Below are 23,729 nucleotides of genomic sequence, written 5' to 3' on the forward strand. Positions count from 1 at the left end.
GGATAAACGTCAGGTGACTTAATCTACATTGACGAGATATTCATGATGGTTTTGTGAAACGCCCATTGCCTTTGAAGCCTCGGCCATCACAAGCTCATCACCCTGCCTGCGTTGCACTCCTATGTAATCAACGCGTTGAGGTAAACGTGGAAACCGTTTTATTGGTCGAAGACGATATCGATGTCATGGACGTCACAAGCCTGCTGCTTGAGGACGCTGGATATGTCGTATTGCAGGCAAAGAATGCGACTCAAGCTTTGCGTCTGGCCGAGGAGCATCCGGACATCGGCGCGGTGTTTACGGACGTGAACCTGCGTGATGGATTGAATGGCATTGAACTGGCCTACGAATTGCGGGCCAGGGGGAATTGGGCATCGGTGGTGGTGGTATCGGGCGATCTGGGTTGGGCTGATACGCCGCTCAAGGAAGACATGCGGTTTCTTTCCAAGCCTTACGGCCGCAAGACGCTACTGGCCGTCGTTCACGAGGCGTGTGCGCGAACGCAGACCCATCAGAGACTGTGATGGCCCCTATCGACGACAACCTGTTGAGGTTGCTACCGGGCTCGGACCTGAAGCCGGAGCCGGGCGGTGGTTTGTCGAGCGCCGGCTACGAGTTGCTGGTGCAGTCGGTGGTCGATTATGCGATTTACATGCTGGACCCGAACGGATTCATCACCAGCTGGAACAATGGCGCGCGTCAGATCAAGGGCTACGAGGCCTCGGAAGTGCTTGGCAGGCATTTTTCGATGTTCTATACCGAGGAAGACCGGTTGTACGGCGCTCCTGCCAAGGCACTGCTGATAGCCAGAGAGACTGGGCGATTCAACGGTGAAGCATGGCGTGTTCGCAGGGACGGCAGCAGCTTTCGCGCACTGGTGGCGATCGATGCGATTCGCGATTCAGGGGGCGAACTGATCGGTTTTGCCAAGATAACCCGCGATGTCACCGAACGCTGGGAAGCGCAAGCCCAATTGGAAGAAAGCGAGCGACGCTATCGGCTTTTTGTCGAGGGCGTGCCGGGCCATGCGCTATGCATGCTCGACAACGATGGGCGCATCCGCGACTGGAACCCGGGTGCCAAACGCCTTACCGGCTATGACGCCAAGGATATTATGGGCGCGTCGCTGACGATGCTTTTCCCGCCCGATGAACTGTCCCATACGGATATCGACCGAGCACTGAGCACTGCCGCGACCGTCGGGAACTACGAGGCCGATCATTGGAACCTGCGTAAAGATGGTTCGCGCTTCCTGGCCCACGTGCATTTGCGCTCATTGCGCGATGAGGTGGGGGTGTTGCACGGCTGTGCCTGCATCATGCAGGACATCAGCGAACAGCGTGCCACCGAAACGGAGCTGGAGGAAACACGTGCGCAACTGTTTCAAGCGCAGAAACTGGACGCGCTAGGCCAGCTCACAGGCGGCGTCGCGCATGATTTCAACAATATTCTGCAGGCGCTTACCAGCGGCCTGGACATTGCGCAGATGCGTCTTCAACGCGGGCAAATCGACATTGCCAGCGAGCAGATCGACAAGGCCATGCGCTCGGTGGAGCGCGCAATGCACCTTACGCGCCGGCTATTGGCTTTTGCGCGTCGGCAGCCGCTGATGCCCAGCTGCGTGGATGTCGGCCAACTCGTGCAATCGATGACGGAGCTGCTCGAGCGGACGGTTGGCAAACGTGTCCAGATTGCGATCCAGCTGGCGGACGCGCCGCTTTATGTCATGTGCGATGGCAACCAGCTCGAAACGGCCCTGCTCAACCTTGCCATCAATGGCCGGGATGCCATGCCCGATGGCGGTACCCTGCGGATATCGACCGAGCTGGACAGGAGCGACGCCAAGGGGCAGGCTTATGTCATGCTGGTGGTCGAGGACAACGGTATCGGCATGTCCCGCGAGATGGCTGCGCGGGCTTTCGATCCGTTTTTCACCACCAAACCGCAGGGGCAGGGCACGGGCCTGGGGCTTTCGATCATCCACGGCTTTGTGAAACAGTCTCAAGGTATGGTAAGACTCCGGTCCAGGCTGGGGATAGGGACGCGCGTGGAGCTGTGCCTGCCGAGTTGCAAGCCAACCGAATCGTGAGTTTGACGTTTTTAGAAAGGCGTTTTGTAGAAGAGCTTGTTGATGGTCACTGCGCATCGATTTTCAGCGCATGGGGCCAGGGTGTAACGCAGTCGCAGATTCCTTTGCGATGACGTGCAACCTGCCGGAGGATTGGAGATGAGCGATCAGAAGCGCAATACGGGCGGAATGAACGATCAGCAGCGACAGAAAAACGCCCAGCCGAATCAGGATAAACAGCACAGCAAGAACGCTGGCCCGCGTGACAACCAGCCGCAGCCGCAGCAGGGGCGTCCGAGCGACCAGAGTGAGAAGAATCGGGGTCAATGATCTCGTTTAGCGGCGCCGCGGCCGATGACAGTCGCGGCGCCTCCGCGTATGTTGCGCACGTACCACAGGAGAACTTCATGAATCGTCTTACCCTTTGTATCGTGACCGCAGGTGTCGCTCTGGCTCTGGGTGGTTGCCAGAAGCACGATAGCGACCAGGTGCAACCGGGAGCCGGTCAATCATCCACGGCAGCGACACCGCCGGCGGCTGCCCCGACCTCTTCGACCACCGCCATGACGCCCGCTGCACCGGCAAGCACGCCGGCACCGGCAGCAGCCAGCACCGCCGCTGGCGCCGCTCCGGCTTCGTCGGGTACGGCCGGACACTGAGCAGACCGTTTAGCCGCAGTGCGTTCACGCACTGCGGCTAACTGTCGGCGGCCACCCATGTCGGCACATGAAGGGCATGCATAAGCTCATGCCCAGATGTCCTTTTACCTGTTTCCCATGCCAGCGGTACTTTGTGACGTGAAGCCGTAAAGACGTCCAAAGGTGGCAATGTGAATGCGGTTCCCTGGCCCGATCCGGCCACATCGATCCTCGACGAAGACAAACGAGCCCTGTTGCATGAGCTCGTCATCGGCCTGAGCCCGGCTCAGCTCTACGCTGTCGCTGCCTATAGCGCCAGCCTGGCCGAACAGCGGCCGGGGACGGCACGCAGCCTGGCGGTCGTCGCGCCGACGAGCAAACCTGTTATTACCGTGCTTTATGGCAGCCAGACAGGCAACGCGCGAAGGCAGGCGGAGCAGTTGGTGCGCAGGTTCGAGGGCGAGGGCCTGCATGCGCGACTCGTTCGCGCCGATGCCTACCCCCAGCGCGAGCTCGCCCAGGAACGCCACCTTTATGTCGTCATCAGCACGCAAGGCGACGGCGAGCCGCCGGATGATGCGCGGGCCTTGTTCGAGTTTCTTTTCAGCAAGCGCGCCCCGAAGCTGCCGCAGCTCGCCTTTGCCGTACTCGGACTGGGCGATTCGAGCTACCCGCAGTTCTGCGTGATCGGGCGGCAGCTCGATGCGCGACTGGCCGAACTGGGCGGGCATCGCCTGGCGGCAGCAGGTGAGGCGGATCTGGATATCGAGACCGTCGCCGACCCCTGGTCGGACAGCGTTGTCGCGCTGACACGGGAGAGTCTGGGTCCTGCCGCTCAGGCGCCGGCCACCGTACGGGCAGTGCCCCGGGCGGCGCCCACGCAGCATTCGCGCGACAACCCCTTTACGGCGAACGTATTGGCCAACCAACGGATCGTGGCGCGCGACAGCGAGCGCGAGGTGCGCCATGTCGAGATTTCGCTGGCAGGGTCCGGTCTGCAGTATCTGCCGGGCGACTCACTGGGTATCTGGCCCGTTCATTCGCCGGCCCAGGTGACTCAGTGGCTGGAAACCTTGGGCCTGGACGGCGATGCCGAAGCCAACCGGGCGGGCCGTAGCCTGCCGCTGTCGCAATGGCTGGCGACCGAGCTCGAATTGACCCGGCCGAGCCGGCCATTCGTGGCGGCGCTCGCCGCGGGTGACGACACGCTCGCGCAGGTGCTCAAGCCGGAACACAGCGCAGCGTTGAGCGCACTGTTGAGGGCATATCGCCCGATCGACCTGCTGCGTCGCCATCGCCCGTCGTGGAGCGCACAGCAACTGGTCGACGCCCTGCGACCACAATCGCCGCGGCTCTACTCGCTTGCATCGAGTCCGCTGGCCGTGGGCGAGGATGAGGCGCAGCTCACGGTCACCGTGCTTGACTACCTGGCGCATGGCGCACAGCACCGCGGTGCGGCTTCGGGCTATCTTGCCGACGGCGGCGAGGATGTGCAGCCGCGGGTCTTTATCGAATCCAACGAACGTTTTCGCCTGCCGGCATCAGGCGAGCGCGACATCATCATGATCGGGCCCGGCACCGGCGTGGCGCCATTTCGTGCCTTCGTCCAGGAACGGCGCGAAACGGCCTCTACCGGGCGCAACTGGTTGTTCTTCGGCAACCGGCATTTCCAGCGCGATTTCCTTTATCAAACCGAGTGGCAGGCCGAGCTCAAGCGCGGGACGCTGCACAGACTCGATCTTGCCTTCTCGCGAGACCAGGCCGAGAAGATTTACGTGCAGCATCGATTGCGCGAGCAAGGGCGGGACGTCTATGCCTGGTTGAGCGAGGGTGCGCATCTGTACGTGTGCGGCGATGCCGAGGCGATGGCCAAGGACGTTCATGCCGCGCTGATCGATATTGCCGTTGCGCATGGCGGTCATAGCCGGGAGCGGGCGCAAGCGTGGATCGACGAACTCTTGCAGCAGGGGCGTTATGCGCGTGATGTGTATTGATGGGAAGACGGGACGGTCGCGACTGAAGTCGCTCCTACAAGATAGCGAGGCTTTCCCAAGTTTGTAGGAGCGACTTCAGTCGCGACCGCAGCGTCCCACGATAACCGGCTTTCCGAGATATCCCGATATGAGCAGCTACCCCTCCGACTTCGAACGCGTCAAAGGCGAAAGCCGCAATCTGCGTGGCACGATCACCGAAAGTCTGCGCGATCCAGTCACCGGCGCCATCGCCGACGACGACACCAAGCTGATCAAGTTTCACGGCAGCTACCAGCAGGACGACCGCGATCTTCGCGAGGAGCGTCGTCGCCAGAAACTGGAACCCGCCTACAGTTTCATGCTACGCGCCCGTTTGCCCGGCGGCGTGGTGACGCCAGCCCAATGGCTGACCTTCGATGCGTTGGCGCGCGACTACGCCAACGGCAGCCTGCGCATCACCAGCCGACAGACGTTTCAGTGGCACGGCATCATAAAGCGCAACCTCAAGTCCACGATCGCCGCGATCGATCGCGCGATGGCCACCACGATCGCAGCATGTGGCGATATCGCACGCAATGTTGTCAGCACGGCGCAGCCGATCGAACCTGCCGCCCATACGTTGGCTTATAGCTGGGCCACACGCCTGTCCGAGCATCTGGAGCCGAAGACGCGCGCCTATCATGAGATATGGCTGGATGGCGAGCCGCTGCAAGGGCCGGTCGAACACGAACCGCTGTACGGTCCGACGTATCTGCCGCGCAAGTTCAAGATCGGCATCGCCATTCCGCCGCTCAACGATGTGGACGTGTTTTCGCAGGATCTGGGCATCATCGCGATCATCGAGCACGGCGAGTTGCTTGGTTTCAATATCGCCATTGGCGGCGGCATGGGGGCGACGCATGGCGACCCGAGCACCTATCCGCGCCTGGGCGATGTGATCGGTTTTGTCGTACCCGAGCAATTGCTTGCGGTCGCCGAAGCGGTGATCGCGGTACAGCGCGACTGGGGCGATCGTGTGGAGCGCAAACACGCACGCCTGAAGTACACCATCGATCATCACGGCTTGCCGGCATTCAAGGCCGAAGTGGAATCGCGTCTTGGCTTCGGCCTGGCACCGGCGCGTGCTTATCGGTTCGACCACAATGGCGATCGCTTCGGTTGGGCGCAGGGGCATGACGGACGCTGGCATCTCACCTTGCATATCGATTCCGGCCGGCTGGCCGATGTCGGCACGCAACGCTGGTTGAGCGGGCTGCGCGAGCTGGCACAGATGCATACCGGCGACTTCCGCCTGACCTGCAATCAGAACCTTATCGTCGCCGGTGTTCCCGTCGATCAGCGCGAGCGCATCGATGCGATCGTCGCCGATCATGGGCTGGATACCTATCGACGGCACAGCGCCGTACGCCTGCACGCCCTGGCCTGTGTGGCCTTGCCGACCTGCGGTCTGGCGATGGCCGAGGCCGAGCGATACCTGCCCGATTTCGTCACGCGCCTGGACGCGCTACTCGATCGCTATGCGCTGCGCGATGTGCCGATCCATCTGCGCCTGTCGGGTTGTCCCAATGGTTGTTCGCGTCCCTATCTGGGTGAGATTGCCCTGATCGGTCGCGCGCCGGGGCGTTATGACCTGCGCCTGGGCGCGGATATTCGCGGACAGCGGCTCAATCGGATCTATCGCGTCAATGTCGATGAAGCTGCCATTTTCGATGCGCTCGAGCCTTTACTGGCTAACTACGCCAAGGAGCGTAGCGCGCATGAGGATTTCGGCGACTTTCTGCACCGCACTGGCGTGTTGCTCGACACCGTCGTGGCCTGACCGGATGTCAGGCCGCGGCAACGCCATCATCGGCAAGCTGGCGCTCGCGCCAGTGCGGCACGGCAACGCCTTCGGCGATATGCGTGCCGGCCGCCATCGCGCGTGTGATGTCGCGGCGATCGAGATGCGGCGCGAAGCGCTCGATGAACTCCAGCACGTATTCGCGCAGCACGCTTTCTCGCCGCAACACGATCCAGGTGGTGCAGCGGGCAAACAGATGATCCGCCGGAAGCGCGCGCAAATCGCCGGTATCGCGCGGCAGCAAAGCCATTTCGGCGAGTATGCCGATGCCAAGGCCCGCACGGACATAGGTCTTGATCAAATCGGCATCGCCGGCGGTAATCGCGATCTGCGGTAGCAAGCCGGCGGCGTCGAAGGCGCGGCGCAGCGAGGATTCGGGCTTTTGCGACGAGTCGTAGCTGATCAGCGGCTGGGCGGCGAGGTCGTCCAGGCTCAACTCCCGTGACAGCTTGGCCAGCGCATGCGTATCGGGTGCCAACACCACTCGGTTCCAGCGATAGGCGGGCAGGGCGATACCGGCCGGCGGCGGGGTGCCGGAAGTGCTGACGATGGCCATATCGACCTGGCCGCCGTCGAGCAGCGCCAGTGCATCGTTTTCGCGACCGGGCTGCAAATGCACGCTGACTTGCGGATAGATGCGGCTGAGCGCGGCGATGGCGTCGGTCAGGACAAAGCGTGCCTGCGTATGCGTGGTGGCAATACGCAGATCGCCGCGTGCCTCGTTGCGAAGGTTCGCAGCGATCGAGCGAATATTGGCCGCCTCGGCCAGGATGGTACGTGCGCGCTCCAGCACGTGCCCACCGGCATGCGTGATGGTTTCCAGGCTCTTGCCCTTGCGGGTGAAGAGCTGAAAACCCAGCTCGTCTTCGAGTTGTTTCAGTTGTTTGCTGAGCCCCGGCTGGGTCGCGTGGACGCGTTCGGCGGCTAGCGTGATGTTCAGGCCGGCATCAGCGATGGCGACCAGAAAGCGGAGTTGAGTAAGAGTCATGAAAAGCTCGCGGCAAAGGATTCGGGACGTGGGTGCGGCCAATGGTTGGGCACATACATCGCCACGCGCCTTTCGGCCTGGCTTGCATGCGCAAACCGGGGCGGGAACCAGCGGGCAGGGCGGAATCGTCTTTCATGAACAGACGTCTATACATCCATTTAATGCTTCAGTCAAATTTTTTGGGGCATCTCATAACGCCGAGCTATATGGCTTTCTTGACAAATCATTTTGATCTACCGGGCCGGCTTTGTAGCTTGCATGGGAGTTCCCAGGCCCAGAGATGCCTCCGCCGTCATGAAGCTTTACCCCCTGTTCGCGGATCTTCGTGGGCGCGCTGTCCTGGTCGTGGGCGGAGGCGTGGTCGCCGAACGCAAGGTGGCCGCTCTGTTGGAGGCGCAAGCGATGGTTCGCGTTGCGGCACCGGTACTCAGTTCGGTACTGACGGCATGGGCCGATGCCGGGCGCATCGCCGTCAATCGAGGTCGCTTTGTCGACACCTTGATGGACGACGTGTGGCTGGTCATCGCCGCCACCTCGGACAAGACGCTCAACGCCCGCATCGCAGCCCTGGGTGAGACCCGGCGGATCTTCGTCAATGTGGTCGATGACGCGTCGCTGTCCCATTTTCATGTGCCGGCGGTGATCGACCGTTCGCCGGTGATGGTGGCCATCTCCAGCGGCGGCGAGGCGCCCATGCTGGCGCGCTTGCTGCGCGAGCGGCTGGAGGTATGGCTCGACCATGCCTGGGGTCCGTTTGCTGCCTTGCTTGGCCGTACGCGCGATGCGATTCGTGCGCGGTATAGGGATCCAGCGGCGCGCAGGCGATTTTACGAGCGAGTGCTCAGCGGCCCCGTGCTGGATCGTCTTCGCGCGGGGCGCTCCCATGAGGCCGAGCAGTGGATTGACGAAGCACTGAGCGGCCAGCCGCCGTCCGCGGCAGGTGAAGTGATCCTGGTCGGTGCCGGGCCGGGCGATCCGGGCCTGTTGACGCTGCGCGGCCTGCGCGCACTCAACGAAGCAGATGTCATCCTGCACGATCGATTGGTCAGCGACGAGGTGCTGGCGCTGGCTCGCCGGGATGCCGAGCGGATCGAGGTCGGCAAGGAGGCCGGCAACCATCACGCGACCCAGGACACCATTCATGCACTGATGCTGCGCCATGCACGCGACGGCAAGCGCGTCGTGCGATTGAAAGGCGGCGATCCGTTCGTGTTCGGACGAGGCGGTGAGGAGTTGGAGGTGCTACGCGAACACGGCATCGCCTATCAGGTCGTTCCGGGTATTACGGCGGCACTGGCTTGTGCAGCGTATGCCGGCATTCCCTTGACCCACCGCCACTATGCATCGTCTGCGCGCCTGGTCACCGCGCACAGTCAGTCGTCGAACGATGCGCTCGACTGGCGGGCGCTGGCGCAGGAGCGGCAGACCTTGGCGGTCTATATGGGCGTAAGTGAACTCAAGAACCTGCAGACACGCCTGATCGAGCATGGTCGCGCCGGTCATACGCCTTTTGCGCTAGTGGAAAATGGCTCGCGCAAGGCGCAACGTGTAGTGATCGGTACACTCGATCAGCTCGATCAGCGCGCCCGCGACTATGCGGTACGTTCCCCCGCGCTGCTGATTCTGGGCGAGGTCGCCGCGCTGGCCGAACGCCTGGCCTGGTTTGGCGATGCGCCACTTGGCGCCGAAACAGCCGATTCACCGCGGCGCAACGACACGACGGTAGTATCGTTGGCCGCTCAAGCCTGATTTCTCCCCGCGTTCTTTACGGAAAAGAAGACATCTCATGATCTATGAAAGCATTGTCGACACGATCGGTAATACGCCTATTGTCAAGTTGCATCGCCTGACTCCCAAGCATGTGCAGCTTTACGTCAAGGTCGAGGCCTTCAACCCGGCCGGATCGGTCAAGGACCGGCTGGCGTTGGCTATCATTCTCGATGCGGAAAAAACCGGTGCGCTCAAGCCCGGCCAGACCGTGGTCGAGGCTACCTCGGGCAATACCGGCGTCGCACTCGCTGCGGTATGCGCTGCGCGCGGCTATCCCTTCGTGGCTGTCATGTCCGAAACTTTTTCGATCGAGCGGCGCAAGCTGATCCGCGCTTACGGCGGCAAGGTGGTGCTGACGCCAGCCGCAGCACGCGGTTCGGGCATGGTCAAGAAGGCCGAAGAGCTGGCTGCGGAGCACGGCTGGTTCCTCGCGCGTCAGTTCGAGAATCCGGCCAATCCGGCGTATCACCGCAGCACCACGGCCGCGGAAATTCTTCGCGATTTTGCCGGCCGCCGCCTGGACTACTTCGTCACCGGCTGGGGTACCGGCGGCACGTTGACCGGCGTGGGCGAGGTGTTGAAAGTCGCACGCCCGGAAGTGCGCATCATTGCCAGCGAGCCTGCTGGTGCTGCGTTGCTGACGGGTAAGGAATGGCAGCCGCACAAGATCCAGGGTTGGACGCCGGACTTCGTGCCCGCCGTGCTCAATCGCAGCGTTGCCGATGCTGTGTTGCCGGTCGACGATGTCGTCGCTCGCGATACCGCGCAGCGTCTGGCCAAGGAGGAGGGCATCTTTGTGGGGCTGTCATCGGGTGCTACCGTGGCTGCGGCCCTGCTGGCGGCCAAGGATGCGCCTGAAGGCTCGGTTCTGCTTGCCATGTTGCCCGACACGGGTGAGCGCTATCTCTCGACCTTCCTGTTTGAAGGCGTGAACGAAGGCAGCGACGAGGTTTAACGCCGCGGCGGCACGACGGCGACAACCGTCGTCGTGCGTTGCCCATGGCAGCGTGCACGCTTCTTTCTCGTCATGACGACTGGTGATAGCCAACACTCGATTCGACAGCATCGATGTCGGCCACGGAGACAAGTCATGACGAACCCTATACGCGCCCATAACACGGACGCCGATGCCAAGCGTCGAGCGGCGGAGCAGGCCGCCGATGACGGTAAGAAGCAGCGCAATGCCGCGCCTGGTAAGCCGAAGAACGCACCAGAACGCGTTCCAGGCCAGAACATTCCTGTGGAAAAGCGCGAGCAGCCACAGCGATAAGCATGGCGCTACCAGCTCGACAGCTACCCGTTTGGCCATGCATAGGCTGACGATTAAAAGCATCGCCTCCTATCCGTCGCCCCGGCGAAAGCCGGGGTCCAGTGCCTTGCGCTCCAAGGTACTGAAGACGCTGGGCCCCGGCCTTCGCCGGGGCGACGATGAAGACGGAGGTTCTCAAAACCAGTTACTGGCGCCCGCTACCCCATGCGCCATCCGACGGCCGCACACGAAACGCCGCGCTGATGCGCGACCCCACCGTCTCGCGCGTCTTGGGAATGCCATGGTCATAGTGGAATTGGCACGTCCAATCCATCGTCAGTACATCGCCTGCGCGTAGATCCAGCACGATACGGCGATGCGGTGCGTGCTTGCCGCGTATCACCATTTGCCGAGTAGCCCCAAGCGACAGCAGTACGATCGGCATGTCCGGGACCAACTGGGCGACCTTGTCGTTGTGTGGCGCGACGCTATCGTTGCCGTCTCGATAGAGATTCAGACCGATGCTGTTGAAAGGCGCATCTTCGTAACGCCCGACCAGGGCCAGAGCGTCGCGCAAGCAACCCGGCAGTTCCGGATCGTTGAGCGAGCGATGGGCAAGCAGGCGCGGTACATCCACCTCGCGGTCGTACATGAGGCGTCGATCCGCATGCCAGGCGACGTTCGCGTGCAGCTCGTCAAACCAGCGTGCAGCCGTCGTCGCGTCGATCGCATTGGCGATATGCACGATTCGTCCGGAAGCGTCGTCGATCAGGACTTCGCCCTGTCCCTGCGAGGCAAAAAGCGATAGCTGATTCATCTCATCGGGCGGCGTTGTGCCGGCTTTCACAGGGTCTGAGCGAATGAGATTGGGCGGCCACGGCTGATTTCAATGTACCCGGGCACAGCCCGTCAGGACGATTGTTTGCCAGGCTTCTTTTTGGGGTTGTTCTGCGGTTCGTGCGGCGTTTTTTCGTTAGGCATCCGCTGCCCTTTCTTCGGGGTCGGCTGAGGCTCGGGATAGCCCGACGTACCCGGCGGCTGGCGGGGCTTTTCGTTGCTCATGGACGGTCCTCCTGCCAGACCTTATGTACAAGGCATTGCCTCTGTTTCTGATAACGTCATCATCCCGAGGCGACTGTCAACGAGGCGGCAAAGCCCGCGCTGATCGATGGTTGCCTGTGATCGTAGGGTGACGTCGATGTTGTTTCTTGGCTAGTCGGGGTGAATAGCATGCCTGCTTCGATCAAAACCACGTGTTGCATCGCCGGTGGCGGCCCTGCGGGGATGATGCTGGGCTACTTGCTCGCCCGGGGTGGCGTGCAAACCGTCGTACTCGAAAAACATCAGGATTTCCTGCGTGATTTTCGCGGCGATACAGTGCATCCCTCGACGCTGGAAGTCATGCACGAACTAGGGCTTCTCGATGGCCTCCTGAAGGTGCCGCATCAAAAACTGGAACGCATATCGGGCTGGTTCGGCACGAACAAGATCGACATCGCGGATTTCACCGGCCTAAAAGTCAGGTGTCCGTATATCGCCTTTATGCCGCAGTGGGATTTCCTCAATTTTCTTGCGGCGGAAGGGCGGCGATTTCCGCAGCTTCAAGTGTTGATGAGGGCGGAGGCGACGGAGCTGATCCACGAACAGGGGCGCGTTGTCGGTGTGCGGGCGCAGACAGAGCAGGGGATGACGGAAATCCGCGCCGATCTGACAGTGGCGGCCGATGGGCGTCATTCGAGGCTGCGTGAGTTGGCGGGGTTGGAGTTGCATGACAGAGGCGCGCCGATCGACGTGCTCTGGTTCCGGGTCAAGCGCGATAGCAGTCGATTCGACCAGACCTTCACCCATGTCGGCGAAGGCAAGATCATGATCACGCTGGACCGCGGTGATTATTGGCAATGCGCGTATGTGATTCCCAAAGGCGGTGCCGAGCAGACCCGGCAGCGTGGCCTGGAGGCGTTTCGCGCCGATGTCGGCTCGATTGCCGAGGAACTTGCGCCGCATATGCATGAGATCGAAAGCTGGGACGACGTCAAACTGCTCGAGGTCAAGGTGAACCGATTGGAGCAGTGGAGCATGCCCGGGTTCCTCTGCATCGGCGACGCCGCCCATGCGATGTCGCCGGTGGGCGGCGTGGGTGTCAACCTGGCTGTTCAGGACGCAGTGGCCACGGCGAATTTGCTCGGCGAAGCGTTACGACAGGGGCATCTGACCGATGACGACCTGCTCAAGGTACAGCACCGTCGATTGTTTCCGACGCGCACGACGCAGGCGTTTCAGGTGGCCGTGCAAAATCGTATTCTCGACCCGGTGCTGAGCGGCAGTAATGCCGAACTGGAACCGCCGCTGCCGCTGCGCCTGCTAAGCCGTCACCGTTGGTTGCGAGGTATGGCGGCGCGTGCGGTGGGCATGGGTGTACGTCCCGAGCATGTGTTGTGGCCGGCCAACGGCGAGAAGTGAGCGGTTGGCTCGCTTCGCATCGCCTCCAAGGGCCCCCTCACCCCAACCCTCTCCCCCGGCAAGCCAGGGGAGAGGGTTGGGGTGAGGGGGGCTCTCGGGAGCAGCAACAATCACATATCCCTGGCTGCCGACATCAGCACAGCTTCCAACGCAAGCGTAGCCTTCGACACGCTCGCTGGACGATCGATGACATAGTCGAGTTCCCCCAGTTCCGGCAGCACGCCTTCCAGGCGCACCAGACCTTCGGGAATCACATAAGCTCCAAACGCGCTCACACCAAGCCCGGCCATCACGGCTGCCTTGAGCACCACGATACTGCTGCTGACAATAGCGACCCGATACGGCCGGTTGGCCGTCTTGAGCGTTTCGAAAATCCGCGTACGCGTGACACTGGGCTCCGGATGCAGCGCCAACGGCAGCACCGTTTCTTCTCCGGTCAATGGCGAACGCGGCCCGGCGCACCAATAGAGCGGCTCGCTGCGGATCATGCGGCCGCGCTGGCTGCCGCTCAGGCGCTTGGCGAACACCAGGTCGTATCGACCTTCGTCGAGTTCGCGGAACAGATCGCCGCTCATGCCGGTGGTAATCGCCAGTTCGACACCAGGGTTGCGTTGCACAAAATCCGCCAGTGCAACGGTCAGACCGCTGGACGCAAAATCCTCCGAAAGTCCCAGTCGCACCACGCCGTCGAGCACCGGGCCGCAAAGTGAGGTGACTGCTTCGTCCATCAAATTCAGGATGCGCTCGGCATAGCGATAAAGGGCTTCGCCATGTGCTGACAGGCGCACATTGCGCGTATCGCGCTCGAACAACGGCTGGCCCAGAACATCCTCCAGCCGGCGAATATGTTGGCTGACGGTGGACTGCGAAAGATTCACGCGTTCGGACGCGGTGGTGAAACTGCCATTTTGTGCGACAGCAACAAAACTTCGCAGAAGTTCGGGCGGCAGTGAACGCATCGGATTTGCCTCTGAATGGCTGTCGATAATTTCATAAATACCGTCCGGCGTCAGGTCTACCATGACGCCGGTACTGACGAGACGGAGAATCTGTGATGACGGCTTGGGATACGGCGAGACGGGCACGGGATGCCAGATGGCAGGCCGGAGCCCGTTATGCCCAGGGCAAGCGGGTGGACGCGCGTGATGCGACTGCCTTGCTGGAGGCTGTACTGCAACCCGGCGACCGGGTCTGCCTGGAGGGCGACAACCAGAAGCAGGCTGACGTGCTGGCCGCAGCACTGGCTGCCGTGGACAAGGCCAAGGTTCATCACCTGCATATGGTGCAGTCGGGCATCGTGTTGCCCGAACACCTCGACGTGTTCGAAAGCGGTGTGGCCAGCCGGTTGGATTATTCCTATTCCGGACCGCAGTCGCAGCGCATCGCCAAATTGTTGTTCGCCGGCAAGATCGAGCTGGGCGCGGTGCACACCTACCTGGAGTTGTTTGCGCGCTACTTTATCGACCTGACCCCACAGGTCGCCTTGATCGCGGCGGTCAGTGCCGATCGCGACGGCAATCTCTATACCGGTCCGAACACCGAAGACACGCCGACCGTGGTCGAAGCCACCGCGTTCAAGGACGGCATCGTGATCGCGCAGGTCAACGAGATCGTCGACAAGGTGCCGCGCGTCGACATTCCTGGCGACCGCGTGCATTTTGTCGTCGAGGCCGGCAAGCCGTTCTATGTCGAGCCCTTGTTTACGCGCGATCCGGCGGCGATCACCGAAACGCAGATCCTTACCGCGATGCTTGCGATCAAGGGCATCTATGCGCCGTATGGCGTGACGCGGCTCAATCACGGCATCGGCTTCAACACCGCGGCGATCGAGTTGCTGTTGCCCACGTATGGTGAAAAGCTTGGCCTGAAAGGCAAGGTCGCCAGCCATTGGGCGCTCAATCCGCATCCAACCCTGATCCCGGCGATCGAGTCGGGCTGGGTCAAGCAGATTCACAGTTTCGGTTCCGAAGTCGGCATGGACGAATACATTCGTGCACGCTCGGACATCTACTTTACGGGTGCCGATGGCTCGCTGCGCTCGAACCGCGCATTTAGCCAGGTCGCGGGCCTGTATGCCTGCGACATGTTTATCGGCTCGACCTTGCAGATCGATCTGCAGGGGAACTCGTCGACGGTGACGACCGACCGCGTCGCCGGCTTCGGTGGGGCGCCGAACATGGGCAGCGATGCACGTGGTCGTCGCCATCCCAGTGAGCCCTGGTTGAAGGCTGGACTGGAGGCCGATCCCGACAGCCCGGCAGCGATGCGACGCGGGCGCAAGCTGGTCGTGCAGATCGGCGAGACCTTCGGCGACAAGAATGTGCCGATGTTCGTCGAGCAGTTGGATGCCCTGGCCCTCGGCGAGAAGCTCAAGCTCGATCTTGCTCCGGTGATGGTCTACAGCGATGACGTAACCCATATCGTTACCGAGGAAGGTATCGCCAACCTGCTGCTATGCCGCGACAAGGACGAGCGCGAACAGGCGATTCGTGGTGTGGCCGGCTACACCGATGTCGGTCGTGGACGCGATGCCGGGATGGTGCAGCGTTTGCGCGAGCGCGGGGTGATTCGACGCCCGGAAGATCTTGGGATTGATCCGCTCGACGCCGACCGCCGCATGCTGGCGGCCCGTTCGATCAAAGACCTGGTGCGCTGGTCGGGCGGCCTGTACGCACCGCCGTCCAAGTTTCGCAATTGGTAAGGAGACGAGACGATGGAACACCTGAACTACCGTCACACCACCCAACGCCGCGCTGCCGGTAGCAGCAAGCTCGCTATCGTGGGCGTGGTCGCCTCCGGCAATCTCGAGGTGCTGGCCGAGCGCGTACTGCCGGACAACGAGTGCGAAGTGGATATCAACACCGCGGCCGAAGGTTTCGGCGAGGTATGGCAGGCTGTGGTTGCCGACTTCGTCGAGCGACGCGCCAGCGGCGGCGTGCGGCTCTCCGTCAACGACGGTGGTGCGCGACCGGACATGGTGGCCTTGCGACTGGCGCAGGCGGTACGTGCGCTGGAAGGAGAGTCGGCATGAGTGCGAGCAAGATCGATGTGCAGGCAGATAACGCCTTGCTGTCGCCCAGTTGGTACGAAGCCTCCGCACGCCAGCGCGTCGATGGATTGCTCGATGCGGGCAGTTTTGACGAATTCATCGGCCCGGCGGCGCGCGAAACCAGCCCGCATTTGCCGCTGTTCGATCTGCCGCGGCAATTCGATGACGGCATGATCGTGGGGCGTGGTCGCCTAGGCGGAAAGACGGTATTTGTCGCGGCGCAGGAGGGGCGCTTCATGGGCGGCTCGTTCGGCGAGGTGCATGGCGCCAAGTTGACCGGCCTGCTGCGAGCCGCGCGGGACATCGGTTCGGTACCTGTACTGGTGTTGTTCGATACCGGCGGCGTGCGCTTGCAGGAAGCCAATGCCGGCGAACTGGCGATTGCCGAAATCATGCGTGCGCTGATCGAAGCGCGTCTGGCCGGCGTGCCGGTCCTTGGCCTGATCGGCGGCCGGGCCGGCTGTTATGGCGGTGGCGGTCTTATCGCTGCTTGCTGTTCAGCGCTGGCCGTGTCGGAGCAGGGACGCATCAGTGTCTCCGGGCCGGAAGTGATCGAAACCAACCGTGGTGTCGAGGAGTTCGACTCCAAGGACCGTGCCCTGGTATGGCGCACGATGGGCGGCAAGCACCGTCACCTGATCGGCGGGGCCGATCGTTTTGTCGACGACAGCATGGCGGGTTTTCGTGCGGCAGCTTCCGCGTTGCTGACCCACGTGCCGGCAATGCAGCTGGCAACCCTGGTAGCCGAACAACAGCGTCTTGAGCAACGGCTGCAACGTTTCGGTAGCAGCGAGGACGCGGTCGATCTATGGCGGACCCTGGGTATCGCCGAGCCGGCACAGGTTCCTGGCATGGCTTATGGCGACTTTGTCGAACTCGTCGCCTCGTTGAAGGAGCCGCATCATGACGCCCGATAAGATTCTCGCTTCCCTATTTCCCGAAGGCCATGCGGTGACGCGTGAGGGTGGGTTGATGCTCGGCCATGGAAACTCCGGTGGTCGCAAGATCGAAGTGATCGGTGTGGTCGATCGCACCGCGCTCGGGGTCGATGAGGCGGCCCGCTTGTCGCAGTACGTGCTTGAGGTCATTGAGCGCGGCGGAGACGATCCGATCCTGGTGCTGATCGACAGCGACAGTCAGCGTATGAGCAAGCGCGACGAGCTGCTTGGACTCAACGAGTTTCTCGCGCATCTGGCCAAAAGCCTGATTCTTGCCGATACGCTGGGTCACCCCACGATCGGCCTGCTGTATGGCTACACGGCGGCAGGCGCATTTATCGCCACCGCCCTTGCCACGCGCGCCCTGCTGGCCCTGCCGGGAGCCGAGCCCGCAGTCATGGATCTTCCGTCCATGTCGCGGGTCACCAAACTGTCGCTCGATGTGTTGCAGGAGAAGTCCAAGACCACGCCGGTATTTGCACCGGGCCTGGCCAACCTCACGCAGACCGGTGCTGTTGCCAAGACACTCGACCCCAACGGATCGCTGGCCGAACAGTTGTCGGGCTTGCTCGCCGGGCTTTCCGATACGCGCGACACACGCGATCGGCTCGGTAAAGAACGCCAGGGTCGGCCGAAAGCCGCGGATATTGCCGAGCGTGTCTATGCATTGGCACGCGCTTCGGCCTGACGCGCCGCTTCAGCGGCATCAGCTGGTTCGGCTCAAGCCAGCCAGCTGGAGCGAGCTGCTGCATGCGCGTAGCGACTTGGCCGACGAGGCCTTGCTGCAGGGGTGGGCAGACTGCGGCTGGCCCTTGATTGCGCGGCGCCCGCTACCTGGCGAGGCGGGAGGATATGCGTTGGGGTTGCCGTTGCCGCCAGCGGCAGGCAAGCGCCGCATCGCGGTGAACGTACAGCATGAGGATATCGATGCCGTGTCGTCCCTGCCGTATCTGCAGGAGACGATCCATAGTGCGCCGGCAGCGTGGGCAAGCAGCATGGATCGCTTGACGACGCTCGCCGCGCGGCATGCTATCGAGGCACGGGTTTTCGGAAGTCTTGCCTGGCAATGGCTGACCGGGCTGGCATACCTCTCGCCAAGTTCCGATCTCGATGTCATCTGGACCTTGCCGCCGCCTGGACATATCGCCCCGTTGCTTGCCGAACTGGCCGAGATCGAAACCCTGGCGCCCATGCGACTGGATGGCGAACTGATTCGCGCCGATGGATCGGGCGTCAATTGGCGCGAGCTATATGCCGGGTCGAAAGAGCTCGCACTGAAAACGCCTGTCGATGTGCAGCTATGTTCGTATGAGGCGTTTGTCGCATGAACGAAGCTCTCGCCGCTTCCGTGTCAAACGTGTCCGGAACGGCGAGCGTCGCGACGGTCGAGTCATATGCCAAGTACATCGGCCAGCTCGCCGAGCAATGCCTGCGACTGGAGGTGCAGACGTGGCCCAAGCCGGGTCTGGTCAGCCATGTCGACAACGGTAGCCATACCGACATGGACGCGATCACGTTTTCCCGTAGCGCCGAGGCGTTACGTCCTTTCTTTGCTGAGCTTGCCGAAGCCGGCGCCCAAGGCGCGGCGATGAGCACGTTACGAAAGATCGGCCTGCGCGCTGAGCGCGCCATGCTTCAGGCCACGGGCGGTATCAATACCCATCGCGGCGCGATCTTCGGACTGGGCCTGCTGAGCGCCGCTGCCGGGTGGCGCAACGCGCATCCTGGCGATCGCACATCGAGCCTCGGCGACATCGTCGCGCGGCACTGGGGCGATGACATTCTCGGTGGTCCGCGCTTGACGACGAGCCATGGTGAAACCGCGCATCGTCGCTATGGCGCAGGTGGCGCGCGGCAGGAAGCGGCAGATGGGTTTCCAAGCATTTATAACGTCGGCCTGCGTGCACTGGAAGCCGCTCGGGACATCGCGAGCGGCGAGGCGGAAGCCGCTCGCGTACAAGCCTGCTTCGCGCTGATTGCCGTCGTGGAAGACACCAATTTATTGCATCGCGGCGGGATCGCGGGGCTGCGCTTCGCGCGGCAGGCGACGCGTGCATTTTTACGACGGGGTGGGGTGGGGCAGGTGGCGTGGCGGCGCGACGCCGAAGCGATCCATCGCGCCTTTGTGGAACGTCGACTCAGTCCGGGCGGGGCAGCGGATCTCCTGGCGATGAGTCTTTTCGTAAGTGCGCTCGGGAGGGACGGGTGATTTCGATTATTTTGGCGGCGCTGGTGCCGATATTCTTTGTACTGCTGCTGGGCTATTCGGCCGGCAAGTGGCGCGTGGTCGACAACAAGAACGTCGCGCAACTCAATGCCGTCGTGATGCGCTATGCGATTCCGGCATCGCTGTTCGCGGCAACCGCGACCACGCCGCGCCAGGCCATGCTTGCCCAGTGGCCGATCGTGGTGATTCTTGGTGGCGCGATGATGGTGGTCTATCCGCTATGGTTTTTTCTGCAGCGGAGCGTGTTGAAACGTTCCCTGGCCGAATCGGCGGTACAGACACTGTCGGTCTCCTTGCCCAACTATGCGGCGGCCGGCTTGCCGGTGGTAGCGGCCTTGCTGGGACCAAACCAGATTGTGCCGGTAGCGGTGGCCATTGCCACCGGCGCGCTGTTGCCTTCGCCGATCACGTTGGCGTTGCTGGAACTGTCCGCCGCCAAGAGCGGCACACAGGGCGGTCATGGTCAGGGGCCGATCAGGCACGCTATCACGCATGCCTTGACGCGTCCCATTGTGCTGGCGCCGATCGCAGGCACGCTTTGTTCTTTGCTCGGGCTTGAGTTGCCTGCGGTGGCGATAGCCTCGTTTCGCTTGATCGGCCAGGCCGCGGGCGGCATGGCACTGTTCGTGACCGGTCTGATTCTTTCCGCACAACAGTTCCGCCTGCGCTGGAACGTGGTGCTGGCCGCCGTGACTACCAATATCCTGCAGCCGCTGATCGCATTCGGTATTGCCAGCCTGCTGACGGCGCCCAGGGAGATCCTGCAAGTGGCGGTGCTGATGGCGGCACTGCCATCGGGTTTCTTTGGCATCCTGTTTGGATCCAGCTATGGGCACAGTTCCGAAGATGCCGGTTCGGCGGTGATTGCCAGTACATTGGCAAGCATGTTCACGCTGGCCGTGGCGATTGCCTGGCTTTACGGATAACGGAGTGCACGATCCATGACGCTGGCCATTCTCTGTTCCGGCCAGGGCGCACAGCACGCTGGCATGTTCGAGCTCACCGGCAATGCACCGGCTGCCGCGTCGTTGTTCGAACGTGCCGGGGCATTGTTCGGACATGACCCGCGTCGTCTGGTGCGCGAGGCGGCGAGTGACGTGCTTTTCGAAAACCGTACCGCGCAGTTGCTCTGCAGTTTGCAGGCGTTGGCAGCGGATGCCTTGCTCGCCGATGTGTTGCCGAAACGTCGCTGTGTTGCCGGTTACAGCGTGGGCGAAGTAGCAGCCTGGGGTGTTGCCGGTTTGATTGAACCCGTGACGACGCTCGAACTGGTGGGCGCGCGAGCCGATGCAATGAATGCGGCCAATCATGGGCAGCAGGGCATGTTGTTCGTGCGCGGTTTGGCGCGTGATGTCGTTGAGCAGCTATGCGAGGGGCAGGATGCGGCGATCGCCATCGCCAATCCTGGCGACGCCTGGGTTATCGGCGGCTTGCAGTCTGCTTTGGATGCCGTTGCGGTAAAGGCCAAGGCGTTGGGTGCATTGCGGGTCGTGCCGGTGCACGTGGCGGTGGCATCGCATACGTATCTGCTGGCTGAGGCGTCTGTGTCGTTTCGCGATGCACTCGCGGCTACGTCGATAGCACGTGCGCCCAAGCCGGGTATTCGATTGCTGAGCGGGCTGGATGCTGCGTCCGTATTGAATGTCGACGAAAGCGTGCAGAAACTTGCGCGGCAGATATCCGAACCGATCGATTGGGCGGGTTGTCTGGCGGCTTGTGTCGAAGCTGGTGCGATTGCGTTTCTGGAGCTGGGGCCGGGGCGTGCGTTGGCGGAGATGGCTGCCGGGGCGTATCCGGGGATACCTTCGCGCAGCCTGGATGAATTCCATTCGTTGGCTGGTTTAACGACGTGGTTGTCGCGGGTTTGATCGGGAGCGGCAGGAGCGCCCCCTCACCCCAACCCTCTCCCCCGGCAGAGCCAGGGGAGAGGGAGCAGGTTTCGGAAATATGAAATGTTGAGGATCTACTCAGTCAGGCTCCCTCTCCCCTGGCTTCGCCCGGGGAGAGGGTTGGGGTGAGGGGGGCTCTTCAACCCTTCAACTTGCGCCCCAAAAAATCCCGCATATACCCCGCAATCTCAACCGAATGCGTCTCCAACGCAAAATGCCCCGCATCCAGCAAGTGAATTTCCGCATCGGGAATATCACGCCGATACGCCTCCGCACCTGGCGGGATAAAGAACGGATCATTCTTGCCCCATACCGCCAGCAGCGGCGTGCGATGGCTGCGAAAATACGCCTGGAACTCCGGATAGCGCGCCACATTGCTGCGGTAATCCAGGATCAGGTCCAACTGGATATCGTCCGCACCAGGGCGCGCCATATAGCCGATATCCAAGGTATAGCCATCCGGCGACACGCGTCCGGCCGGCGCACCGTGCAGGTATTGCAGATCGCGAATCACCTGCGGCGACAAGGCGTCGCGGCAAGCCTCACGATGAGCTGCCGTCGGCTCGCGCCAATACGTCTGCCAGCTACCCCAGTTGTCGCTGAACCCGTCCAGATAAGCATTGCCGTTCTGGCTGATGATCGCCGTGACACGCTCGGGATGCGCAAGCGCCAGACGCAGCCCGGTCGGTGCGCCGTAATCGAAGATATACAGCGCATAGCGTTGCAAGCCGATGGCATCGACGAACTGACCGATGACGCGTGCGAGTTCATCGAAGCTGTAGTTGAACGTTCCGCGCGGCGGCGCCTTGGTCTGGCCGAAGCCGGGCAGGTCGGGAGCGATCACGCGATAGTTCTGCGACAGCTGCGGGATCAGATCGCGAAACATATGGCTGGAGGTGGGGAACCCATGCAACAGCAGGATCACGGGTGCATCAGCCGGGCCGGCCTCGCGATAGAACACTTCGACATCGCCGACCTTTTGGGTGCGAAAGAACACCGGCTGGCGGCTGGCCGAGGCAGGCGCGCCAGATGCGAGTTTCCTTGGGGCGGCCATCGAGCTGGTGGCCAGCGCAGCGGTTCCTATCGCCGTGGCGAGGATCGCTTTGCGGCGCGTTTTGTCGACAATTTCATTATGAATATCATTCGATTGCATGACTTATCTCCTGTGCTTTGTCATATCGGGCGCACTTGAGCCGTCATGCGCCATCCTGTAAAATACTAACTACCGATCGGTAGGATATGACTGCCAGCTTATGAAAACAAGTCTCGACACCATCATCAGCGAGGCCCGCGAGCTCTTTCGCGACCATGGCTATGCCGGCGCGTCCATGCAGGACCTGGCCACGCGGGTCGGCATCAAGAAGCCCAGTCTCTACACCCGCTTCCCTACCAAGGAGTCGCTGGTGCCCGAGGTGCTGGCCTTGACCACGCGCGAAACCTTCGACGACTTGCCGGATGCGTCGGCGCCGTGGATGGAGCGCTATGAGACGGTGCTGCGGCGCATTGCCGATACCCTGAGCGATCGCACCCGCTGTGTGGGTCTGCATCTGGCCTATGGGATAAACGACGAAACACCGGAAGCGGCCGATGCGGTGCGGGCGTTTTTCCGCGAGCAGCGCGACGGCATCGCGCGGATACTCATGCCGGCGTTTGCCAAGGACACCGCCCACGCCATGGCGACCGACGCATTGACGCGTCTGGAGGGCGCCACCTTGTGGGCTGTCATCGACGGCGATACGCAGCCCATGCAACGCGCAGTCGATGCGTTGCTGGCCGATGCCAGGGTACGCGGCAAGGCGTAACCATCATCCGGATATCGCCATCGTTGCGATATAGTCGGCCGCTCGTTACGTCCCCTCGGAGAAGCTCCATGGCGCGCATGCGTTTGAAGTGGTCGGTCGGTCTGCTCTCGTTGCTGGCGCTGGGCTCGGCCGGGGTCGCGCATGCCGATGACCTGGTGGTGTCGGCGGCGTCCAGCCTGACCAACGCCTTTCAAAGTGTCGCCAAGGCCTACGAGGCCAAGCACCCCGACACGCATGTGGTACTCAATTTCGCTGCCTCCGACGTGTTGCTGCAACAGATCGCCAATGGCGCGCCGGCCGACGTGTTTGCCTCGGCCGACCAGACGGCGATGGACAAGGCCGAGTCCAAGAACGTGCTGCTCAAGGGCTCGCGCAAGAACTTCGCCGCCAATCAGCTGGTATTGATAGCGCCGATGGCCAGCAACTTGAAGGTCTCCAGCCTGCGCGATCTCACGCAGCCCGCCATCAAGCGAATTGCCGCCGGTGATCCGGCCTCGGTGCCGGTCGGCCGCTACACCAAGGGCGCGCTGGAAACACAGGGTTTGTGGGACGGTCTCTCGGCCAAGACCGTGCTGGCGCAAAACGTTCGCCAGAGCCTCGACTATGTAGCGCGCGATGAGGTCGATGCCGGTTTCGTCTTCGCTACCGATGCGGCGGTCGCCAAGGACAAGGTCAAGGTGATCATGACGGTGCCGACGACGACGCCCATCAGTTACCCGATGGCGGTGATCGCGCAATCCAAACATCAGGCCGAAGCGCAGGCATTCGAATCCTATGTGATGTCCAGCGAGGGCCAGGCGGTACTGGCGCAATACGGGTTTCTGAAGCCCTGATTCCC

Annotated in this window: 25 protein-coding genes; 20 read left to right on the plus strand and 5 right to left on the minus strand. The window is 62.2% G+C overall.

Going from position 1 to position 23,729, the window contains the following annotated elements:
- The first annotated feature begins 146 nt into the window (after positions 1 to 146).
- The 6 genes from ACZ6WW_RS05925 (at position 147) to cysI (ending at position 6,498) form a co-directional block, all read left to right on the plus strand.
- A complete protein-coding gene (locus ACZ6WW_RS05925) occupies positions 147 to 524 on the plus strand; it encodes a response regulator (protein ID WP_465273359.1) in 378 nt (125 codons plus the stop codon).
- A complete protein-coding gene (locus tag ACZ6WW_RS05930) occupies positions 524 to 2,089 on the plus strand; it encodes a PAS domain S-box protein (RefSeq protein WP_465273360.1) in 1,566 nt (521 codons plus the stop codon). The genes ACZ6WW_RS05925 and ACZ6WW_RS05930 overlap by 1 nt, the downstream gene beginning before the upstream one ends.
- A gap of 138 nt (positions 2,090 to 2,227) precedes the next feature.
- Entirely contained in the window at positions 2,228 to 2,398 is a 171-nt protein-coding gene (locus tag ACZ6WW_RS05935) for a hypothetical protein (RefSeq protein WP_465273361.1), read from the plus strand.
- Positions 2,399 to 2,475: 77 nt separating this feature from the next.
- The gene (locus tag ACZ6WW_RS05940) at positions 2,476 to 2,727 is read left to right on the plus strand and encodes a hypothetical protein (protein WP_465273362.1); all 252 of its coding nucleotides are present in this window, start codon (positions 2,476 to 2,478) and stop codon (positions 2,725 to 2,727) included.
- Positions 2,728 to 2,897: 170 nt separating this feature from the next.
- Positions 2,898 to 4,700 (plus strand): assimilatory sulfite reductase (NADPH) flavoprotein subunit, encoded by a 1,803-nt coding sequence (locus tag ACZ6WW_RS05945; protein ID WP_465273363.1) that lies wholly within the window; start codon positions 2,898 to 2,900, stop codon positions 4,698 to 4,700.
- A gap of 127 nt (positions 4,701 to 4,827) precedes the next feature.
- Positions 4,828 to 6,498 (plus strand): assimilatory sulfite reductase (NADPH) hemoprotein subunit, encoded by a 1,671-nt coding sequence (gene cysI / locus ACZ6WW_RS05950; protein ID WP_465273364.1) that lies wholly within the window; start codon positions 4,828 to 4,830, stop codon positions 6,496 to 6,498.
- A 7-nt stretch (positions 6,499 to 6,505) separates the two neighbouring features.
- Here cysI and ACZ6WW_RS05955 read toward each other — a convergent pair whose 3' ends face one another.
- Positions 6,506 to 7,507: a LysR substrate-binding domain-containing protein gene (locus ACZ6WW_RS05955; protein WP_465273365.1), complete on the minus strand. Its 1,002-nt coding sequence runs from the start codon at positions 7,505 to 7,507 to the stop codon at positions 6,506 to 6,508.
- A gap of 294 nt (positions 7,508 to 7,801) precedes the next feature.
- On the opposite strand from ACZ6WW_RS05955, the gene cysG reads away from it, so the two are divergent.
- From cysG to ACZ6WW_RS05970, 3 genes are all read left to right on the plus strand, one after another.
- Entirely contained in the window at positions 7,802 to 9,256 is a 1,455-nt protein-coding gene (cysG, locus tag ACZ6WW_RS05960; protein WP_465273366.1) for a siroheme synthase CysG, read from the plus strand.
- A 37-nt stretch (positions 9,257 to 9,293) separates the two neighbouring features.
- Entirely contained in the window at positions 9,294 to 10,232 is a 939-nt protein-coding gene (gene cysK / locus ACZ6WW_RS05965; RefSeq protein ID WP_465273367.1) for a cysteine synthase A, read from the plus strand.
- 135 nt (positions 10,233 to 10,367) lie between these two features.
- Positions 10,368 to 10,547: a hypothetical protein gene (locus ACZ6WW_RS05970; protein WP_465273368.1), complete on the plus strand. Its 180-nt coding sequence runs from the start codon at positions 10,368 to 10,370 to the stop codon at positions 10,545 to 10,547.
- Positions 10,548 to 10,731: 184 nt separating this feature from the next.
- On the opposite strand, the gene ACZ6WW_RS05975 is transcribed toward ACZ6WW_RS05970, so the two are convergent.
- Entirely contained in the window at positions 10,732 to 11,373 is a 642-nt protein-coding gene (locus tag ACZ6WW_RS05975; RefSeq protein ID WP_465273369.1) for an alpha-ketoglutarate-dependent dioxygenase AlkB, read from the minus strand.
- Positions 11,374 to 11,435: 62 nt separating this feature from the next.
- Positions 11,436 to 11,588, minus strand: a complete 153-nt coding sequence (locus ACZ6WW_RS05980) for a hypothetical protein (protein ID WP_281848530.1) — start codon at positions 11,586 to 11,588, stop codon at positions 11,436 to 11,438.
- A gap of 168 nt (positions 11,589 to 11,756) precedes the next feature.
- Here ACZ6WW_RS05980 and ACZ6WW_RS05985 point away from each other — a divergent pair, with 168 nt between their 5' ends.
- Positions 11,757 to 12,986: an FAD-dependent oxidoreductase gene (locus ACZ6WW_RS05985; protein WP_465273370.1), complete on the plus strand. Its 1,230-nt coding sequence runs from the start codon at positions 11,757 to 11,759 to the stop codon at positions 12,984 to 12,986.
- A 110-nt stretch (positions 12,987 to 13,096) separates the two neighbouring features.
- On the opposite strand, the gene ACZ6WW_RS05990 is transcribed toward ACZ6WW_RS05985, so the two are convergent.
- Positions 13,097 to 13,945, minus strand: a complete 849-nt coding sequence (locus tag ACZ6WW_RS05990; RefSeq protein ID WP_465273371.1) for a LysR family transcriptional regulator — start codon at positions 13,943 to 13,945, stop codon at positions 13,097 to 13,099.
- Between the two features lie 92 nt (positions 13,946 to 14,037).
- Here ACZ6WW_RS05990 and mdcA point away from each other — a divergent pair, with 92 nt between their 5' ends.
- Genes mdcA through ACZ6WW_RS06030 form a run of 8 tightly spaced genes read left to right on the plus strand, consistent with a single transcriptional unit; the run spans position 14,038 to position 21,068 of the window.
- Positions 14,038 to 15,687 (plus strand): malonate decarboxylase subunit alpha, encoded by a 1,650-nt coding sequence (gene mdcA, locus ACZ6WW_RS05995; protein ID WP_465273372.1) that lies wholly within the window; start codon positions 14,038 to 14,040, stop codon positions 15,685 to 15,687.
- Positions 15,688 to 15,699: 12 nt separating this feature from the next.
- Positions 15,700 to 16,017, plus strand: a complete 318-nt coding sequence (gene mdcC / locus ACZ6WW_RS06000; protein ID WP_465273373.1) for a malonate decarboxylase acyl carrier protein — start codon at positions 15,700 to 15,702, stop codon at positions 16,015 to 16,017.
- Entirely contained in the window at positions 16,014 to 16,952 is a 939-nt protein-coding gene (locus ACZ6WW_RS06005) for a biotin-independent malonate decarboxylase subunit beta (RefSeq protein ID WP_465273374.1), read from the plus strand. The genes mdcC and ACZ6WW_RS06005 overlap by 4 nt, the downstream gene beginning before the upstream one ends.
- Positions 16,939 to 17,661: a biotin-independent malonate decarboxylase subunit gamma gene (gene mdcE / locus ACZ6WW_RS06010; protein ID WP_465273375.1), complete on the plus strand. Its 723-nt coding sequence runs from the start codon at positions 16,939 to 16,941 to the stop codon at positions 17,659 to 17,661. The genes ACZ6WW_RS06005 and mdcE overlap by 14 nt, the downstream gene beginning before the upstream one ends.
- The gene (gene mdcG, locus ACZ6WW_RS06015; RefSeq protein ID WP_465273566.1) at positions 17,636 to 18,301 is read left to right on the plus strand and encodes a malonate decarboxylase holo-[acyl-carrier-protein] synthase; all 666 of its coding nucleotides are present in this window, start codon (positions 17,636 to 17,638) and stop codon (positions 18,299 to 18,301) included. Before mdcE ends, mdcG begins: the two co-directional genes overlap by 26 nt.
- A complete protein-coding gene (gene mdcB / locus ACZ6WW_RS06020) occupies positions 18,298 to 19,182 on the plus strand; it encodes a triphosphoribosyl-dephospho-CoA synthase MdcB (protein WP_465273376.1) in 885 nt (294 codons plus the stop codon). Before mdcG ends, mdcB begins: the two co-directional genes overlap by 4 nt.
- Complete coding sequence (locus ACZ6WW_RS06025; protein ID WP_465273377.1) at positions 19,179 to 20,126, plus strand: AEC family transporter; 948 nt, start codon at positions 19,179 to 19,181, stop codon at positions 20,124 to 20,126. Before mdcB ends, ACZ6WW_RS06025 begins: the two co-directional genes overlap by 4 nt.
- 15 nt (positions 20,127 to 20,141) lie before the next feature.
- The gene (locus tag ACZ6WW_RS06030; protein WP_465273378.1) at positions 20,142 to 21,068 is read left to right on the plus strand and encodes an acyltransferase domain-containing protein; all 927 of its coding nucleotides are present in this window, start codon (positions 20,142 to 20,144) and stop codon (positions 21,066 to 21,068) included.
- A 160-nt stretch (positions 21,069 to 21,228) separates the two neighbouring features.
- Here ACZ6WW_RS06030 and ACZ6WW_RS06035 read toward each other — a convergent pair whose 3' ends face one another.
- Positions 21,229 to 22,242 (minus strand): alpha/beta fold hydrolase, encoded by a 1,014-nt coding sequence (locus tag ACZ6WW_RS06035; RefSeq protein ID WP_465273379.1) that lies wholly within the window; start codon positions 22,240 to 22,242, stop codon positions 21,229 to 21,231.
- A 100-nt stretch (positions 22,243 to 22,342) separates the two neighbouring features.
- Between ACZ6WW_RS06035 and ACZ6WW_RS06040 the strand changes: the two genes are divergently transcribed.
- Positions 22,343 to 22,891 carry a TetR/AcrR family transcriptional regulator gene (locus ACZ6WW_RS06040; protein ID WP_465273380.1) on the plus strand — a complete coding sequence of 183 codons (549 nt, stop codon included), beginning with the start codon at positions 22,343 to 22,345 and terminating at the stop codon, positions 22,889 to 22,891.
- Positions 22,892 to 22,959: 68 nt separating this feature from the next.
- Positions 22,960 to 23,724: a molybdate ABC transporter substrate-binding protein gene (gene modA / locus ACZ6WW_RS06045; protein ID WP_465273381.1), complete on the plus strand. Its 765-nt coding sequence runs from the start codon at positions 22,960 to 22,962 to the stop codon at positions 23,722 to 23,724.
- The last annotated feature ends 5 nt before the right edge of the window (positions 23,725 to 23,729 follow it).

The sequence above is a fragment of the Dyella sp. NPDC103356 genome (genome assembly GCF_055584465.1).

Coding starts and splice junctions, on each gene's coding strand:
- ACZ6WW_RS05930 (WP_465273360.1), top strand. CDS start 524: ATGGCCCCTATCGACGACAACCTGTTGAGGTTGCTACCGGGCTCGGAC.
- ACZ6WW_RS05935 (WP_465273361.1), top strand. CDS start 2,228: ATGAGCGATCAGAAGCGCAATACGGGCGGAATGAACGATCAGCAGCGA.
- ACZ6WW_RS05940 (WP_465273362.1), top strand. CDS start 2,476: ATGAATCGTCTTACCCTTTGTATCGTGACCGCAGGTGTCGCTCTGGCT.
- cysI (WP_465273364.1), top strand. CDS start 4,828: ATGAGCAGCTACCCCTCCGACTTCGAACGCGTCAAAGGCGAAAGCCGC.
- ACZ6WW_RS05955 (WP_465273365.1), bottom strand. CDS start 7,507: ATGACTCTTACTCAACTCCGCTTTCTGGTCGCCATCGCTGATGCCGGC.
- cysG (WP_465273366.1), top strand. CDS start 7,802: ATGAAGCTTTACCCCCTGTTCGCGGATCTTCGTGGGCGCGCTGTCCTG.
- cysK (WP_465273367.1), top strand. CDS start 9,294: ATGATCTATGAAAGCATTGTCGACACGATCGGTAATACGCCTATTGTC.
- ACZ6WW_RS05970 (WP_465273368.1), top strand. CDS start 10,368: ATGACGAACCCTATACGCGCCCATAACACGGACGCCGATGCCAAGCGT.
- ACZ6WW_RS05980 (WP_281848530.1), bottom strand. CDS start 11,588: ATGAGCAACGAAAAGCCCCGCCAGCCGCCGGGTACGTCGGGCTATCCC.
- ACZ6WW_RS05985 (WP_465273370.1), top strand. CDS start 11,757: ATGCCTGCTTCGATCAAAACCACGTGTTGCATCGCCGGTGGCGGCCCT.
- ACZ6WW_RS05990 (WP_465273371.1), bottom strand. CDS start 13,945: ATGCGTTCACTGCCGCCCGAACTTCTGCGAAGTTTTGTTGCTGTCGCA.
- mdcC (WP_465273373.1), top strand. CDS start 15,700: ATGGAACACCTGAACTACCGTCACACCACCCAACGCCGCGCTGCCGGT.
- ACZ6WW_RS06005 (WP_465273374.1), top strand. CDS start 16,014: ATGAGTGCGAGCAAGATCGATGTGCAGGCAGATAACGCCTTGCTGTCG.
- mdcE (WP_465273375.1), top strand. CDS start 16,939: ATGACGCCCGATAAGATTCTCGCTTCCCTATTTCCCGAAGGCCATGCG.
- mdcG (WP_465273566.1), top strand. CDS start 17,636: ATGCATTGGCACGCGCTTCGGCCTGACGCGCCGCTTCAGCGGCATCAG.
- mdcB (WP_465273376.1), top strand. CDS start 18,298: ATGAACGAAGCTCTCGCCGCTTCCGTGTCAAACGTGTCCGGAACGGCG.
- ACZ6WW_RS06030 (WP_465273378.1), top strand. CDS start 20,142: ATGACGCTGGCCATTCTCTGTTCCGGCCAGGGCGCACAGCACGCTGGC.
- ACZ6WW_RS06035 (WP_465273379.1), bottom strand. CDS start 22,242: ATGCAATCGAATGATATTCATAATGAAATTGTCGACAAAACGCGCCGC.
- ACZ6WW_RS06040 (WP_465273380.1), top strand. CDS start 22,343: ATGAAAACAAGTCTCGACACCATCATCAGCGAGGCCCGCGAGCTCTTT.
- modA (WP_465273381.1), top strand. CDS start 22,960: ATGGCGCGCATGCGTTTGAAGTGGTCGGTCGGTCTGCTCTCGTTGCTG.